This is a genomic window from Amycolatopsis sp. WAC 01375, from assembly GCF_003947325.1.
Classification (GTDB): domain Bacteria; phylum Actinomycetota; class Actinomycetes; order Mycobacteriales; family Pseudonocardiaceae; genus Amycolatopsis.
This window is the reverse complement of the sequence record NZ_QHHW01000027.1, coordinates 261,141-274,194: the sequence shown is the minus strand read 5'-3', so window position 1 is coordinate 274,194 and position 13,054 is coordinate 261,141. Positions and strand designations below refer to the sequence as shown.

The 13,054-nt window shown below is 68.6% G+C and carries 15 protein-coding genes; 7 read left to right on the top strand and 8 right to left on the bottom strand.

Annotated elements, in window-relative coordinates; all coding sequences use genetic code 11:
- Nucleotides 1–461: 461 nt before the first annotated feature.
- Together DL991_RS17985 and DL991_RS17980 are read left to right on the top strand one after the other, a co-directional pair.
- The gene (locus DL991_RS17985; RefSeq protein ID WP_125785467.1) at nucleotides 462–887 is read left to right on the top strand and encodes a DUF485 domain-containing protein; all 426 of its coding nucleotides are present in this window, start codon (nucleotides 462–464) and stop codon (nucleotides 885–887) included.
- Entirely contained in the window at nucleotides 884–2,458 is a 1,575-nt protein-coding gene (locus tag DL991_RS17980; RefSeq protein WP_125785466.1) for a cation acetate symporter, read from the top strand. The genes DL991_RS17985 and DL991_RS17980 overlap by 4 nt, the downstream gene beginning before the upstream one ends.
- A 62-nt stretch (nucleotides 2,459–2,520) precedes the next feature.
- Here DL991_RS17980 and DL991_RS17975 read toward each other — a convergent pair whose 3' ends face one another.
- On the bottom strand, nucleotides 2,521–3,090 hold the full coding sequence (locus tag DL991_RS17975; protein ID WP_125785465.1) for a TetR/AcrR family transcriptional regulator: 570 nt from the start codon (nucleotides 3,088–3,090) through the stop codon (nucleotides 2,521–2,523).
- A 137-nt stretch (nucleotides 3,091–3,227) separates the two neighbouring features.
- Here DL991_RS17975 and DL991_RS17970 point away from each other — a divergent pair, with 137 nt between their 5' ends.
- Nucleotides 3,228–4,649, top strand: coding sequence for an MFS transporter (locus DL991_RS17970; protein ID WP_125785464.1), 1,422 nt, complete (start codon nucleotides 3,228–3,230; stop codon nucleotides 4,647–4,649).
- Here DL991_RS17970 and DL991_RS17965 read toward each other — a convergent pair.
- From DL991_RS17965 to DL991_RS42955, 5 genes are all read right to left on the bottom strand, one after another.
- The gene (locus DL991_RS17965) at nucleotides 4,646–4,999 is read right to left on the bottom strand and encodes a DUF3817 domain-containing protein (RefSeq protein WP_125785463.1); all 354 of its coding nucleotides are present in this window, start codon (nucleotides 4,997–4,999) and stop codon (nucleotides 4,646–4,648) included. The genes DL991_RS17970 and DL991_RS17965 overlap by 4 nt on opposite strands.
- Before the next feature lie 24 nt (nucleotides 5,000–5,023).
- The gene (locus DL991_RS17960; RefSeq protein ID WP_125785462.1) at nucleotides 5,024–5,395 is read right to left on the bottom strand and encodes a hypothetical protein; all 372 of its coding nucleotides are present in this window, start codon (nucleotides 5,393–5,395) and stop codon (nucleotides 5,024–5,026) included.
- A gap of 234 nt (nucleotides 5,396–5,629) precedes the next feature.
- Nucleotides 5,630–6,517: a lytic transglycosylase domain-containing protein gene (locus DL991_RS17955; RefSeq protein ID WP_125785461.1), complete on the bottom strand. Its 888-nt coding sequence runs from the start codon at nucleotides 6,515–6,517 to the stop codon at nucleotides 5,630–5,632.
- A gap of 131 nt (nucleotides 6,518–6,648) precedes the next feature.
- Nucleotides 6,649–7,131: a helix-turn-helix transcriptional regulator gene (locus DL991_RS17950; RefSeq protein ID WP_125785460.1), complete on the bottom strand. Its 483-nt coding sequence runs from the start codon at nucleotides 7,129–7,131 to the stop codon at nucleotides 6,649–6,651.
- A gap of 350 nt (nucleotides 7,132–7,481) precedes the next feature.
- Nucleotides 7,482–7,637, bottom strand: coding sequence for a hypothetical protein (locus tag DL991_RS42955; RefSeq protein WP_162182762.1), 156 nt, complete (start codon nucleotides 7,635–7,637; stop codon nucleotides 7,482–7,484).
- A gap of 133 nt (nucleotides 7,638–7,770) precedes the next feature.
- Here DL991_RS42955 and DL991_RS17945 point away from each other — a divergent pair, with 133 nt between their 5' ends.
- Together DL991_RS17945 and DL991_RS17940 are read left to right on the top strand one after the other, a co-directional pair.
- Nucleotides 7,771–8,556, top strand: a complete 786-nt coding sequence (locus DL991_RS17945) for a crotonase/enoyl-CoA hydratase family protein (protein ID WP_125785459.1) — start codon at nucleotides 7,771–7,773, stop codon at nucleotides 8,554–8,556.
- A gap of 10 nt (nucleotides 8,557–8,566) precedes the next feature.
- Nucleotides 8,567–9,103, top strand: a complete 537-nt coding sequence (locus DL991_RS17940; protein ID WP_125785458.1) for a GNAT family N-acetyltransferase — start codon at nucleotides 8,567–8,569, stop codon at nucleotides 9,101–9,103.
- On the opposite strand, the gene DL991_RS17935 is transcribed toward DL991_RS17940, so the two are convergent.
- Together DL991_RS17935 and DL991_RS17930 are read right to left on the bottom strand one after the other, a co-directional pair.
- The gene (locus DL991_RS17935) at nucleotides 9,100–10,242 is read right to left on the bottom strand and encodes a CaiB/BaiF CoA-transferase family protein (RefSeq protein ID WP_125785457.1); all 1,143 of its coding nucleotides are present in this window, start codon (nucleotides 10,240–10,242) and stop codon (nucleotides 9,100–9,102) included. The genes DL991_RS17940 and DL991_RS17935 overlap by 4 nt on opposite strands.
- Before the next feature lie 32 nt (nucleotides 10,243–10,274).
- Nucleotides 10,275–11,426, bottom strand: coding sequence for an acyl-CoA dehydrogenase family protein (locus tag DL991_RS17930; protein ID WP_125785522.1), 1,152 nt, complete (start codon nucleotides 11,424–11,426; stop codon nucleotides 10,275–10,277).
- Nucleotides 11,427–11,530: 104 nt separating this feature from the next.
- Here DL991_RS17930 and DL991_RS17925 point away from each other — a divergent pair, with 104 nt between their 5' ends.
- Both DL991_RS17925 and DL991_RS17920 read left to right on the top strand, forming a co-directional pair.
- Nucleotides 11,531–12,145: a TetR/AcrR family transcriptional regulator gene (locus DL991_RS17925; RefSeq protein WP_199746552.1), complete on the top strand. Its 615-nt coding sequence runs from the start codon at nucleotides 11,531–11,533 to the stop codon at nucleotides 12,143–12,145.
- A 104-nt stretch (nucleotides 12,146–12,249) separates the two neighbouring features.
- The gene (locus DL991_RS17920; RefSeq protein WP_125785456.1) at nucleotides 12,250–13,038 is read left to right on the top strand and encodes a hypothetical protein; all 789 of its coding nucleotides are present in this window, start codon (nucleotides 12,250–12,252) and stop codon (nucleotides 13,036–13,038) included.
- The last annotated feature ends 16 nt before the right edge of the window (nucleotides 13,039–13,054 follow it).

Below are 13,054 nucleotides of genomic sequence, written 5' to 3'. Positions count from 1 at the left end.
CCCCAACGGGTGGGTCAAGCCCAAATATGTGCCCGATGTTGTGGCCTTGCCACCCAAGCCGGTTCGTTGTCGCCCGACATGGTGATTTCTTTCGAGACACCCGGTGAAGCGGGGGATCTTCCCCGGTCCGGGATGGCGGGCACGGTATCGGAACCGATCGCGGGCCGGTAGCGAAACTACGATCTGTCACCAAAACGAGGGACAGAGCGTGGTCACCGTCCATCGTTTGCCGCAGTGGGCCGTTCGGGCGACGACCCCGCGTGACAACTCTACTCACTAATACGAGTGATAAAGCCGGTTCATTCCGGCCGAAACGATTTCCGGAAACACTAATACGAGGTAAAACCGAATACCGGGCTCTTGCCTTCACGGAACAGGGGTCGCCTATTCAGAGCGCGTGAAGCCGTAGTTAGTATGTGCGCTCCCGTACCGCGCCACGGATGCAAGCCCCGGAGGAACCCATGCCCGACGTCGCGCGTCCTTACGCGGCGAGCAACGCCCTGGAGGACACCGGGCAGATGCCCGCGCTGTTCGTCCGCGAGCGCCAGCCCACTCCCCCGCCACCGCCGCGCGCCACCGGCCCCGACTTCGACCGGATCCAGCACGGCAAGGAGTTCGTCGCGCTGCGCAAGACCTTCCGCCGGTTCGTGTTCCCGATGAGCCTGCTGTTCTTCACCTGGTACATGACATTCGTGCTGCTGGCGGCCTACGCGCACGACTTCATGAGCCGGAAGGTGTGGGGCGAGGTCAACGTCGGCATCCTGCTCGGGCTCGGCCAGTTCGCCAGCACGATCCTGATCACCATCGCCTACCTGAAGTTCGCGAACAAGCGGCTCGACCCCAAGGTCGAGGCGCTGCGGGCCGCCGTCGGGGCGGGTGAGCGATGAGCATCCCCGACAACGACCCGGTGCTGAACATCGCGGTGTTCGCGCTGTTCGTCGCGATCACCCTGTACGTGGTGTACCGCGTCAGCACGCGCAACTCGTCCACTTCGGACTACTACGCCGCGGGCAGCGCCTTCACCGGACGACAGAACGGCATCGCCCTTTCGGGTGACTTCCTGTCGGCGGCGTCGTTCCTCGGTATCGCCGGGGCGATCGCGATCCACGGCTACGACGGCTTCCTGTACTCGATCGGGTTCCTCGTCGCGTGGATGGTCGATCTGCTGCTGATCGCGGAGCTGCTGCGCAACACCGGCCGCTTCACCATGGGCGACGTGCTCAGCTTCCGGATGAAGCAGCGCCCGGTCCGCGCCGCTGCCGCGACGTCGACGCTGGTGATCTCCTTCTTCTACATGCTCGCGCAGATGGCGGGCGCCGGCGGGCTGGTGGCGCTGCTGCTGGACATCCACGGCGGCATCGGCCAGGCGCTGGTGATCGGCGTCGTCGGTGTCGTCATGGTGCTGTACGTGCTGGTCGGCGGGATGAAGGGCACCACGTGGGTGCAGATCATCAAGGCGACCATCCTGCTGCTGACCGGCGCGCTGATCACCGTGTTCCTGTTCGGCAAGTTCGGTTTCAGCTTCTCGAACCTGCTCTCCGCCGCCGCCGACAACAGCCCGCTCGGTGATGAACTGCTGCAGCCTGGCGGCTCGTACGGCAAGAGCGAGGTCACGAAGCTCGACTTCGTCTCGCTGGCGCTGGCGCTGGTCCTCGGCGCCGCCGCGCTCCCGCACGTGCTGATGCGCTTCTACACGGTGCCGAACTCGCGCGAGGCGCGGCGCTCGGTGGTCTGGGCGACCGCCTGCATGACCCTGTTCTATCTCTGCACGCTGGTCATCGGCTTCGGCGCGGCCGCGCTGGTCGGCCCGGAGGCGATCAAGAACGCGCCCGGCGGGGAGAACTCGGCGGCGCCGCTGCTCGCACTGAACATCGGCGGCACCGTCCTGCTCGGCGTCGTCTCGGCGGTGGCCTTCGCGACCATCCTCGCCGTCGTCGCCGGGCTGACGATCACCGCGTCCGCCTCCTTCGCCCACGACGTCTACGCCAACATCTTCAAGAACGGCAAGGCGGAACCGGCCTCGGAGGTCCGGGTCGCCCGGCTGACCGCGGTCGCCGTCGGGGCGTTCGCGATCGTCGGCGGCATCCTGGCGAACGGGCAGAACATCGCGTTCCTGGTGGCGCTGGCGTTCGCCGTCGCGGCGTCGGCGAACCTCTCGACGCTGCTGTACTCGCTGTTCTGGAAACGCTTCAACACCACCGGCACGCTGTGGGGCATCTACGGCGGGCTGATCGCGAGCCTGGTGCTCGTGTTCTTCTCACCGGTGATGTCCGGGGCCGCGGACTCGATCATCAAGAGCGTCGACTTCCACTGGTTCCCGCTGAAGAACCCGGGCCTGGTGTCGATCCCGTTCTCGTTCCTGTGCGGGTTCGTTGGCACCTTCGTCGGCCGCTCGAAGGCCGATCCGGTCAAGCACGCGGAGATGGAGGTGCGGTCCCTCACCGGGATCGGCTCCTGACTCCGGCCCCGCGCGTGCAATGAAGGACGCTTTCATAGCAAAATTTGCTATGAAAGCGTCCTTCATTGCGTCCGGAGACCGTCCAGCACGATCGTGAGAAGCCGCTTCGTGTCCTCCTCCGAAGCCTTGCTCGCCGCCGAACCCAGGCCGTGGCCGAGCCGCAGGATGTCGACGCCGGTGACGTCGGACCGGAGCACGCCCTCGTCCTGCGCCGCCTTCACGATCGTGTCGGCGGCGGCCCGCAACCGCGACTGACACCAGCCGAAGACTTCGGAGCCCGCGTCGACGGACGCCTTCAGTGTCATCGCGAGCCCGTGCTTCTCGACGACGTAGATGACGTGCGTGGCCAGCCATGTCTCGAGCGCCTTGCCCGGTGGCAACTCGTCGAGCAGGTCGTAGGCCTGCTGCGCCAATCCGTCGATCTCGTCGCGGTAGACGGCCTCGATCAGTTTGTCGCGCGTCGGGAAGTGCCGGTACAGCGTGCCCGCGCCGACGCCGGCGCGTTTGGCGATGTCGTCGGCGGGCACGTCCACACCGTCGGCGGTGAACGCTTCTTTCGCCACGGCCACGATGCGCTCGTAGTTGCGCCGCGCGTCCGCGCGCATGGGGCGGGCCGGCTCGGCCGTGACCATCTGCACCTCCTCGGGCGACGAAAACGGAGAGGTTCTCCGAATTCACTTGCGTATACGGAGAGTGTCTCCATATCATCGCTCACGACCTCAAGTGGAGAGTCTCTCCGCTTCATCTCGTTACGTCTTTGGAGTATTCCTTGACCGAGCGAACCCTGCGTGCCGAGCCTAGGCCGGAGACGGCCGGGGCCCCACCACCTCCACACCGGCTGGTCCTCCCCATCATCCTGACCTGCCAGCTCATGCTCATCCTCGACGCGACGGTGATGAACGTCGCGCTCCCCCGCATCCAGTCCGAACTCGGGTTCACCGACACTGGCCTGTCCTGGGTGATGACGGCGTACAGCCTGGTGTTCGGCGGCTTGCTGCTGCTCGGCGGCCGGGCAGGCGACCTGTTCGGGCGCCGCCGGATGTTCGTCGTCGGCGCGGCCGTGTTCACCGCCGCCTCCCTGCTCGGCGGCCTCGCCGGCTCGGCGGAACTGCTGATCGCCGCCCGGATCGCGCAGGGCGTCGGCGCCGCGCTCGCCGGGCCGAGCACGCTGGCACTGATCACCAGCACGTTCACCGAAGCCAAGGCACGGGTACGCGCGCTGGCGTTGTTCTCGGCGATGTCCAGCAGCGGTTTCGCGATCGGCCTGCTGCTCGGCGGGCTGCTGACCGAATGGATCTCGTGGCGCGCGGCGCTGTACATCAACGTCCCGTTCGGGCTCGCGATCGTCCTGCTCGCCTCACGCTACGTCGCCGACCCTCCTCGGCGACACGCCCGGCTGGACCTTCCCGGCGCGTTCACCGGCACCTTCGGCGTCGGCTCGCTGGTGTTCGCCTTCACCCACGCCGCTTCGCACGGTTGGGGCGACCTGATCACCCTCGGCGCTCTCGCCACGGGGCTGGCGCTGCTGGCCGCGTTCCTCACCATCGAGACCAGGGTGAGCGAACCGCTGATCCCGTTGCGACTGTTCGCCGAACGCGACCGCGCGGCGGCCTACGTCAACTTCTTCCTCGGGCCGATGGCCATGATGTCGATGTTCTTTTTTCTGACCCAGTTCCTGCAGGACATCGCGGGCTTCGCCGCGCTGGAGACCGGCTTCGCGTTCCTGCCGATGGCGGTCTGCATGTTCGGGCTCAGCAGGCTGATCCCGAAGCTGCTCCCCCGGTTCGGGCCGAAACCGCTCGCGCTGACCGGGACCGCGCTGATGACCGGCGGGGTCGTCTGGCTGACCACGCTCACCACGGACAGCGGCTACTTTTCCCATCTGCTCGGCCCGATGCTGCTGATGGGCGTCGGCGCGGGGCTGGCGTTCTCCCCGCTCAGCGTGATCATCATGGCGACGGTCCCCACCGACGACGCGGGAGCCGCGGGCGGCGCCTTGCAGACGTTGCAGCAGGTCGGGGCGACCTTGGGGCTGGCGATCCTGATCACCGTATTCGGCGCGGTGACACGGACGCCGTCCGGCACTCCGGCGGAGACCACCGTCGACGGGATGACCGCGGCCTTCACCGCCGCCGCCGTGGTGACGGCGGTGTCCTTCCTGGTGGCGCTGACCTTCCGGCGCCGGGCTTAGAGCTTCGCGCCCGCCTGGACCTTGTGCGTGACCTTGCGCTCCATCACGAAGGAGAAGAACGGGATGCAGCCGGCGATCAGCACGAGAAGGGTGCCCTTCATCGACCAGCGGGCCTTGATCGCGAGGTCGACCGCGAGCAGCAGGTAGACCAGGTAGAGCCCACCGTGGACCATGGGGATCATCTTCACGAACTGGGGCAGCTCCACGCGGAAGACGTACTGCAGCAGCATCTCGACGACCAGGCCGAGCAGGGCCACACCGGTGGCGTACGCCGCGACGCGGAAGCGGATCAGCGGTCCGCCCAGCGAAACCGGGCGGGCCGGGGCGGCGTCGTCAGTTCGGGTGGTCATAGGGTCTCGAACCTCTCTGGGGAACTACTTGTCGCGGGCGTTGAGTTCGCGAAGGTACCTGTTGTACGCGGCGAGCTCGTCGTCCTCGGGGGGCGGCGGCGCCGGGGCACGCCGCTGCCGGGGCGCGGGCACCTCGGGGACGGCGGGCTCGGCCACCGTTTCCTGGGCGTCGGCCTCGGCGGCCTGACGGCGGAGCTTGCGGATCCGCCAGAACATGAACGCGGGGAACAGCCCGAACAGCGGCCACTGCAACACATAGCCGAGGTTCTGGAACGTCCCGCTCGCCGAGGAGAACCGCTCCCACTGCCACCAGGCGAGCCCGCAGCACAGCGCCAGGCTCACCAGGCAGACGCCGGCGATGCCGAGACGGCGCAGGGTGGCGGACGATGCGGACACGCATCGACGCTAGCACTGGTCGCGGTGGGAAACTTCGCCGACCTGGGCGCTCGGGACCTTGGTCCCGGCCGCGACCTCGCACGCGGCGAGGACGGTTATCGAGGGGTGGGCGACGCTGTCGTGAGGTCACGCCTGTGAGACCGGGGCGTGTCGCGAAAGCCACTTTCGCGACGCTGGATGTCCCGAAAGTGGCTTTCGCGACATGATCGCCCGACGGTCGTGAGCGTTATCCACTCACGAGCGGCCCGCAGCGACAGCCTTCGCGTAGTCGTCCGCCAGCCCGAAGACCTTCTGCGCGTACTCGGTCGAGTTGTTGTACGACAGGATCCCCTGCCACCAGCCCGAGGCGGCCGACATGTCGCGGTTGTTCACACACAGGTAGCGCGCCGCCGCCAGCGTCGCGTCGTCGATCTGCTGCGGGTCGCCGACGCCGTCGCGGTTGCCGTCGGCGGCGTAGCGGCGCCAGGTGCTGGGGATGAACTGCATCGGGCCGACCGCGCGGTCGACGGCCGCGTCGCCGTCGAACTGGCCTCGGTCGGTGTCGCCGATCGCCTTCACGCCGGGCGACCCGTCGAGCGGCACGCCGATGATCGGCTTCGAGGGCCGTCCGTCCTGGCCGAGGACGGCGCCGCCGTACTGGCCGTGGTTCGACTCGATCCGGCCGATGCCCGCCAGGGTCGCCCACGAGATCTTGCAGTTGGGCTGCATCTGGCGCATAGCCAGTTCGGCGTTGCCGTAGGCGAACAGCGCCCTGGCCGGGATGCCTGTTGCCTGTGACGCCCGCTCGGTCCAGCCGGTCAGCGGGTCCTTGCCCGGCTTCGGCTGCGCCTGCTGCGGCGCGGTCTGCTGGGTGGCGCCGCCCGCGAGGGTGGCGTTGACCGGGGCGACCGAGCCGGGTTTGACGTCGGCGGCCTTGACCTGCAGCGCGGGGATCTCCATCGTCGTGGGGCTCGCGACCGGGGCGGAAGCCTTGGTCACCAGCCAGATCCCGCCCCCGGCGAGGCCGAGCACGGCCAGCACGATCACCAGCCTGCCGAGTACGGCGGCGCCCACCCCGCGGCGTGGCGGAGCGGGCGTGGCCGGGTCTGCGACGAGCTCGTCGTTTTCCGGGGTGGTGCGCACGAAGCGGGTCCTCCAGCGTGGGCGGCGATCACGACCGATGCTCGAACAACGAGCCCGCGCAGGTTAGCGTTACGCGCTGGTCGAGATCGCCCCTGCCACGCCGGTTCACCCGCGCGTGCGAGAAGTTCTCATCAGGCGGACTTCTGCTGCCTCGCCAGCCGCGCCACGCACCAGGCCGGGGCGCTGCCGCGGCGAAGGTGCTGCAAGACGGTCATCGGGCCGAGACGGCGGCTCAGGTCGGACGGGGCGAGCCCGGCCGCGCGGTAGTCGAGGGCGCGCTGGTCGAGCGGGCTGATGCCGGCGTCCCACCAGGCTTCGGCCTCGGCGACGCCGCCGACCATCTGCCACCAGCCGGCGGCCGCGACGAGCAGGTCCTGCGGGACCTCCGGGAGCCGGCTGCGCATGGCGTCGAGGTAGCCGGGGTCTGCGGCCTCGACCGGCGCCCAGCGCGCCTGACCGGACTGCTGACGCTGGCCGGGAATTCCGGGAGCCTGCCGCGGCACGTCCGCCAGCCACGCCGACGCGATGCGGTCGGCCTCCTGCTCCTCGGGGGTCTGCTCGCGTTCCGCGGCCCACTGCCGGATCAACGCATCGACTCCGGGATCTCCGGTCATCCCTGCCTCCTCATGATTCCCCGACTGACAAGTCCTGACTTACTTGCCCGGCTGAAAGTTCCGCTGCCCTGGGGCTCGCACCTGCGGAAACTCCTCACTCAGGAGGCCGGCTCCGGCGCCTGGAGGACCAACCGATCACGCAATGTGAGCACCGTAGGGGCGCGGAGGTCTTTTCCGCCAGAGCTTCCAGGGCACGAATTCGTCGACCAGCGGGTTTTCGGGGGCAATCCACCCGGATGGTCGAGTCGCTCGACCGAAACCGGAGGCGGGTGACTCTGCGTGATAACCGCTGGTGGCCGCGCACGGTGATCACCGGCGTCACCAAGGACACCGGCGATCACCGCGGCGGGTCAGGAGAAGAGACTCCGGACGAACGTGACGATGGCTTCGGCACCGGACCGCAGCCAGCCGAGCGCGGTGTGGACGGCGTCGGCGGATTGGGTCGGCCTGCTGATCAGAAAGAAGAGCACGAGCGCGACAACGGCGATCACAACGAATTTCTTCAAGCCGGGCGACATGGCTCCATCCCATCACACCGTAGTGTCCAGACGATGACTCCGCGCGCACTGCGGACTTTGTCACCACTTTAAGGAGATCGGGGCCCTGTTGCCCACCTGGATTCGCCTGAGGGAGCGATCGATGAGCGAAAACGTTCTCGTACACCGGGACGGACCCGTGACGACGATCACGCTGAACCGGCCAGGGTCCCGCAACGCGGTGGACGGACCGACCGCGGCCGCGCTGGCGGACGCGTTCCGCGCCTTCGACGCCGACGACGAGGCCGCGGTCGCCGTCCTCACCGGTTCGGGTGACGCCTTCTGCGCCGGAGCCGATCTGAAGGCCGTCGGCACCGGCCGCACCAACTCGCTCAGCCCGGCGGGTGACGGGCCGATGGGGCCGTCGCGGATGACGCTGTCGAAGCCGGTGATCGCCGCGGTCCGCGGGCACGCCGTCGCGGGCGGCCTCGAACTGGCGCTGTGGTGCGATCTGCGGGTCGCCGACAGCACGGCCGTCTTCGGCGTGTTCTGCCGCCGCTGGGGTGTCCCGCTGATCGACGGCGGCACGGTGCGCCTCCCCCGGCTGATCGGGCATTCGCGGGCGATGGACCTGATCCTCACCGGCAGGCCCGTCGACGCCGACGAGGCGCTCGCGATCGGGCTTGCGAACCGGGTCGTCCCCGACGGCGAGGCGCTGGCTGCCGCGCAAGCGCTGGCGCGCGAACTGGCCGCGTTCCCTCAGGCGTGCCTGCGCGCGGACCGCAAGTCCGCGTACGGCCAGTACGGGCTCACCGAAGGCGAAGCGATGCGCGCCGAGTTCTCGAACGCGCTGATCGGCGGCGGGCTCGCCGAAGAAGCCGTCAAGGGCGCGAGCCGGTTCAGCGACGGCGCGGGGCGTCACGGCAGTTTCGAGGGCGATCAGTCCTAAAGTCTGTCGGATGACAGAAACCGGAGTCGCGCTCAGACCGGTGTACGAAGACGACCTGCCGATGCTCGAAACACTGACGAACGATCCGCTGGCCGCGGGGGCGTTCGAGTGGCACGGCTGGCACGATCCGCATTTCCTGCGCCGCCGCTGGGCGGAGACCGGCATGCTCGCGGCGGACAACGGGATGCTGATGGTCGACCTCGACGGGCAGCGGCTCGGTTTCGTCTCCTGGCACAAGACCAGGTCCGGGGCGACGTCGTACTGCTGGAACGCCGGGCTCGTGCTGATCCCCGAGGCCCGCGGACACGGCTACGGCACCGAGGCCCAGCGGTTGCTGGCGCGCTACCTCTTCGCGCATACGCAGATGAACCGCGTCGAGGCGTCGACGGAAGCGGGCAACGTCGCCGAGCAGCGCTCGCTGACGAAGGCAGGCTTCACCCGCGAAGGCGTGCTCCGCGGCTACGCGTTCCGGGACGGGGCCTGGCGCGATCACATTCTCTATTCGATGCTGCGATCGGACCTTGGCCCCGCCCCGGAACACCTCTAGGCGATCGCCCCGGCGGCCTTGAGCCGTTCGATCCCGTCGGCGTCCACGCCGAGTTCGGCGAGGACCCCGGCGGTGTCGCCGCCCTTGGGCCGCGGCGGTTCCGGCGTCTCGGCAGGCGTGCGGTCGAACCTCGGCGCCGGCGCGGGCTGCATCATGCCGCCGACGTCGACGAAGGTCTTGCGCGCGACGTTGTGCGGATGCGACGGCGCCTCCCTCGGCGAGAGCACCGCCGTCAGGCACGCGTCGGTGCCTTCGGCCTTCGCGACCAGCTCGTCGCGAGTGTGCTTCGAGACGGCCTCGGCGACGATCTTGCGCAGCTTCGGCCACTCGTTCTTGTCGACGTGGACCGGCGTCTCCTCGGGATCGAGGCCGAGCACCTTCACCAGATCGCCCCAGAACCGCATCTCGATCGCGCCGATGGCGACGTACTTGCCGTCGGCGGTCTCGTAGGTGTCGTAGAACGGCGCGCCGCCGTCGAGCATGTTCTCGCCGCGCCCGCCCGGCCACAGCCCGGAATCCAGCAGTCCGTGCAGGCTGGTGGTCAGCAGCGCCGCACCGTCCACCATGGACGCGTCGACGACCTGTCCCTTGCCGGACGACTGGCGTTCGAACAGCGCCGCCAGCACGCCCATGGCGAGCAGGAGGCCACCGCCGCCGAAGTCGCCGACGAGGTTGAGCGGCACCACCGGCCGCTGTCCGGCGTGCCCGATGGGTTCGAGCGCGCCGGAGATGCCGATGTAGTTGATGTCGTGCCCGGCGACGGTCGCCAGCGGGCCGTCCTGGCCGTAGCCGGTCATCCGGCCGTAGACCAGCCGCGGATTGCGGGCGTGGACCTGTTCCGGTCCGATGCCCATCCGCTCGGCGACGCCGGGGCGGAAGCCCTCGATGAGCACGTCGGCGTCGTCGGCGAGTTTCAGCACCAGTTCGACGCCCTCGGGGGTCTTGGTGTTGATGCCGATCGAGCGCCTGCCCCGCGCGAGCGGATCGTTCGGGAACCCGATGACGTCGTTGCCCGGTGTCGCCCGGTCGATCCGGACGACCTCCGCGCCGAGATCGGCGAGGATCGTGCAGGCGAACGGCGCCGGGGCGAGCCCGGCCAGTTCGACGACCTTGAGCCCGCTCAGTGGCCCAGCCTTCATCGCCACGTCCTTTCCTGGTACGACAACGGGTTTCACAGCGTGCGGGAGATGATTTCCTTCATGATCTCGCTGGTGCCGCCGAAGATACGGGAGATCCGGATGTCGGCCCACGCGCGCGCGATCGGGTACTCGGTCATGTAGCCGTAGCCGCCGAAGAGCTGCAGGCAGTCGTCGACGACCTTGTTGACCCGTTCGGTGGTCCACAGCTTCGCCATCGCCGCGCCCTGCACGTCGAGTTCCTTGCGCAGATGCCGTTCGATGCACTGGTCGAGGAACGCGCGGGACACGGCGGCCTCGGTCGCGGCCTCGGCGAGCTTGAACTTCGTGTTCTGGAAGTTGTAGACAGGGCGGCCGAAGGCCTGGCGATCCTTGGTGTAGGCGATGGTCTGGTCGATCGCGGCCTCCATCCCGGCCACCGCGGTGACGGCGATGATCAGCCGTTCCTGCGGCAGCTGCTGCATCAGCTGGATGAAGCCGAGGCCTTCCTGTCCACCGAGGAGGTTGGCGGCGGGCACCCGGACGTCGTCGAAGTTCAGCTCCGCGGTGTCCTGCCCCTTGAGGCCGATCTTGTCGAGGACGCGGCCACGGCTGAAGCCGGGGGTGTCGGTCTCGACGGCGATCAGCGAGACACCCTGCGCGCCCGCGTCCGGGTCGGTCTTCACCGCGACGACGACGAGGTCGGCGTGGAAACCGTTGGTGATGAACGTCTTCGCGCCGTTGATCACGTAGTGGTCGCCGTCGCGGACCGCGCGGGTCTTGATGTTCTGCAGATCCGAACCCGTGCCGGGTTCGGTCATCGCGACCGCGCCGACCATCTCGCCGGAGGCGAACTTCGGCAGCCACGCCTTCTTCTGCTCTTCGCCCGCGTACTCCAGGATGTAGTGCGCGACGATTCCATTGTGGACGGTTACGCCCCATGCGCTGTCGCCGGATCGGGCCTGCTCTTCGTAGAGCACGGCCTCGTGGGCGAACGTGCCGCCGCCACCGCCGTACTCCTCCGGGATGGACAGTGCCAGCAGGCCGACCTCGCCCGCCTTCGTCCACAGCTCGCGGTCGACCTTCTTCTCGGCCGCCCAGCGCTCCTGGTTCGGTACGAGTTCCTTCTGGCAGAAGGTCCGGGCGAGGTCCCGGAGGTCTTCGAGCTCCGTCGTGCTCCACGAACTCTTCTGGATCTGCAAGGGCACGGCCAACGCCTCCTGATCGGACCTGGAAAACATGACGCTTAGGATGTAAGTTCCAAGCGGAATGTACATCCGTACCGAGCTGCACGTAAAGGGGGCCGGATCCGGTGAGCGTGCTCGGCAGGACCCACCGCACCCAGGCCGAGCGGCGTGAGCAGACGCGCACCGCCCTGCTCGACGCGACCATCGACTGCCTGGTCGACCTCGGTTACGCGCGCACGTCGGTCCAGGAGATCTGTGTCCGCGCGGGCGTCTCGAAGGGCGCCGTGCAGCATCACTTCTCCGCGAAGGCCGAACTCATGGCGGCCGCCGTCGAACATCTGACGGAGAAGCTGCGCGGACGGCTCGCGACGTCGATTTCGGCGCTTCCCGGTGGCGCCTCGGGCGTCGCGGCGGCGATCGATCTGCTGTGGGAGGGCTACTCGGGCACGCTGTCCACGGCCGCCACGGAGCTGTGGGTCGCGGCGCGCACCGACCCCGAACTCCGCGAGGCGATCCGCCCGGTCGACAGGGCGCTGGGCCGCTCGACACTGGAGCACATCACCGCGGTCGCCGGGGACCTGCCGAAGGAGCGCGCGGAGATCCTGTTCTGGCTGACCGTGAACCTCACCCGCGGGCTGGCGCTGGACGCCGAACTCGGTGGCGATCCGAAACGGCGGCGGCAGTTGCTCGACGAATGGAAACGGGTCGCGGTGATGTTGTACGAGGACACCTCCGCCTAGCACGCGCGAAAGGCACTTGACCAGAGCACAGCTGACACTTATCCCGTCGGCCGATCCGTGGTGGAATTCCTTGCTGGACAACAAAACCGGCGGAGGAGTCGACCATGAACGCGCCGCAGCAGCAGCCGTACCAACCGACTGGCCCGTTCGGCGCAGGGCAGCCCTCGCGACCGCCGTCCGACGTGCGGCTCCCCCGGCTCTTCGCCGCGATGATGGGAGTTTTCGCCGGTCTGCTGGTCCTCCTCGCGACCTTTCTCCCGCAGTCGACGTACGAACAGGTCTCCGAAGGCAAGACGGTGTCGAAGTTCGCCGAGACCGGGTGGACGCGGAGCTTCGACATCGAGCCGTCGGCGGAGGAGAAGGAGTTCTACGACAAGACGCATGTCGCCCGCTACGGCATCCCGCTGTCCGCCGCCGCATTGACGCTGTTCGCCGGGGCCGCGGTCGGTTTCGCCTCGTACCGGCGGAGTTCGGGGTCGCCCGCCGCGACGACGTCGAGGACGCTGCTGGTCGCCGGCGGGGCGGGGACCGCGATCGGCGTCTGGATGCTCGGCATGGACATCTCGGCAAGCCTGAGCTTCGGGCAGGACACCGGCCGCTTCGTCTCGCGCTACGGCACCGGGAGCGGATTCTGGATCCTGCTCGCGGGCGGGCTCGTGGCGTTGCTCACGATCGGACTGGCGGTCGTGGCCAACCGGCGTGAACCGGCGCCTCCCCCGCAGGCCCCGTACCCGGCCACCTACGCCCCTTACGCTCCTGGCGTCCCTCAGCAGCAGTATCCGCAGGCCTACGAGCCGCCGTCGCCCCCGACACCACCCGCGGGATCCGCGTTGCAGCAGCAGGACATCCTGCGCCCGTCGCCGGACAATCCGCCGCGACCCGACAATATGTGAAACTGATTCATATCAG

Excerpts from the sequence above, each read along its gene's own strand:
- DL991_RS17940 (WP_125785458.1), top strand. The coding sequence starts at position 8,567 with ATGACAGAAACCGGAGTCGCGCTCAGACCGGTGTACGAAGACGACCTG.
- DL991_RS17965 (WP_125785463.1), bottom strand. The coding sequence starts at position 4,999 with ATGACCACCCGAACTGACGACGCCGCCCCGGCCCGCCCGGTTTCGCTG.
- DL991_RS17975 (WP_125785465.1), bottom strand. The coding sequence starts at position 3,090 with ATGGTCACGGCCGAGCCGGCCCGCCCCATGCGCGCGGACGCGCGGCGC.
- DL991_RS17985 (WP_125785467.1), top strand. The coding sequence starts at position 462 with ATGCCCGACGTCGCGCGTCCTTACGCGGCGAGCAACGCCCTGGAGGAC.
- DL991_RS17980 (WP_125785466.1), top strand. The coding sequence starts at position 884 with ATGAGCATCCCCGACAACGACCCGGTGCTGAACATCGCGGTGTTCGCG.
- DL991_RS17920 (WP_125785456.1), top strand. The coding sequence starts at position 12,250 with ATGAACGCGCCGCAGCAGCAGCCGTACCAACCGACTGGCCCGTTCGGC.
- DL991_RS17950 (WP_125785460.1), bottom strand. The coding sequence starts at position 7,131 with ATGACCGGAGATCCCGGAGTCGATGCGTTGATCCGGCAGTGGGCCGCG.
- DL991_RS17945 (WP_125785459.1), top strand. The coding sequence starts at position 7,771 with ATGAGCGAAAACGTTCTCGTACACCGGGACGGACCCGTGACGACGATC.
- DL991_RS17935 (WP_125785457.1), bottom strand. The coding sequence starts at position 10,242 with ATGAAGGCTGGGCCACTGAGCGGGCTCAAGGTCGTCGAACTGGCCGGG.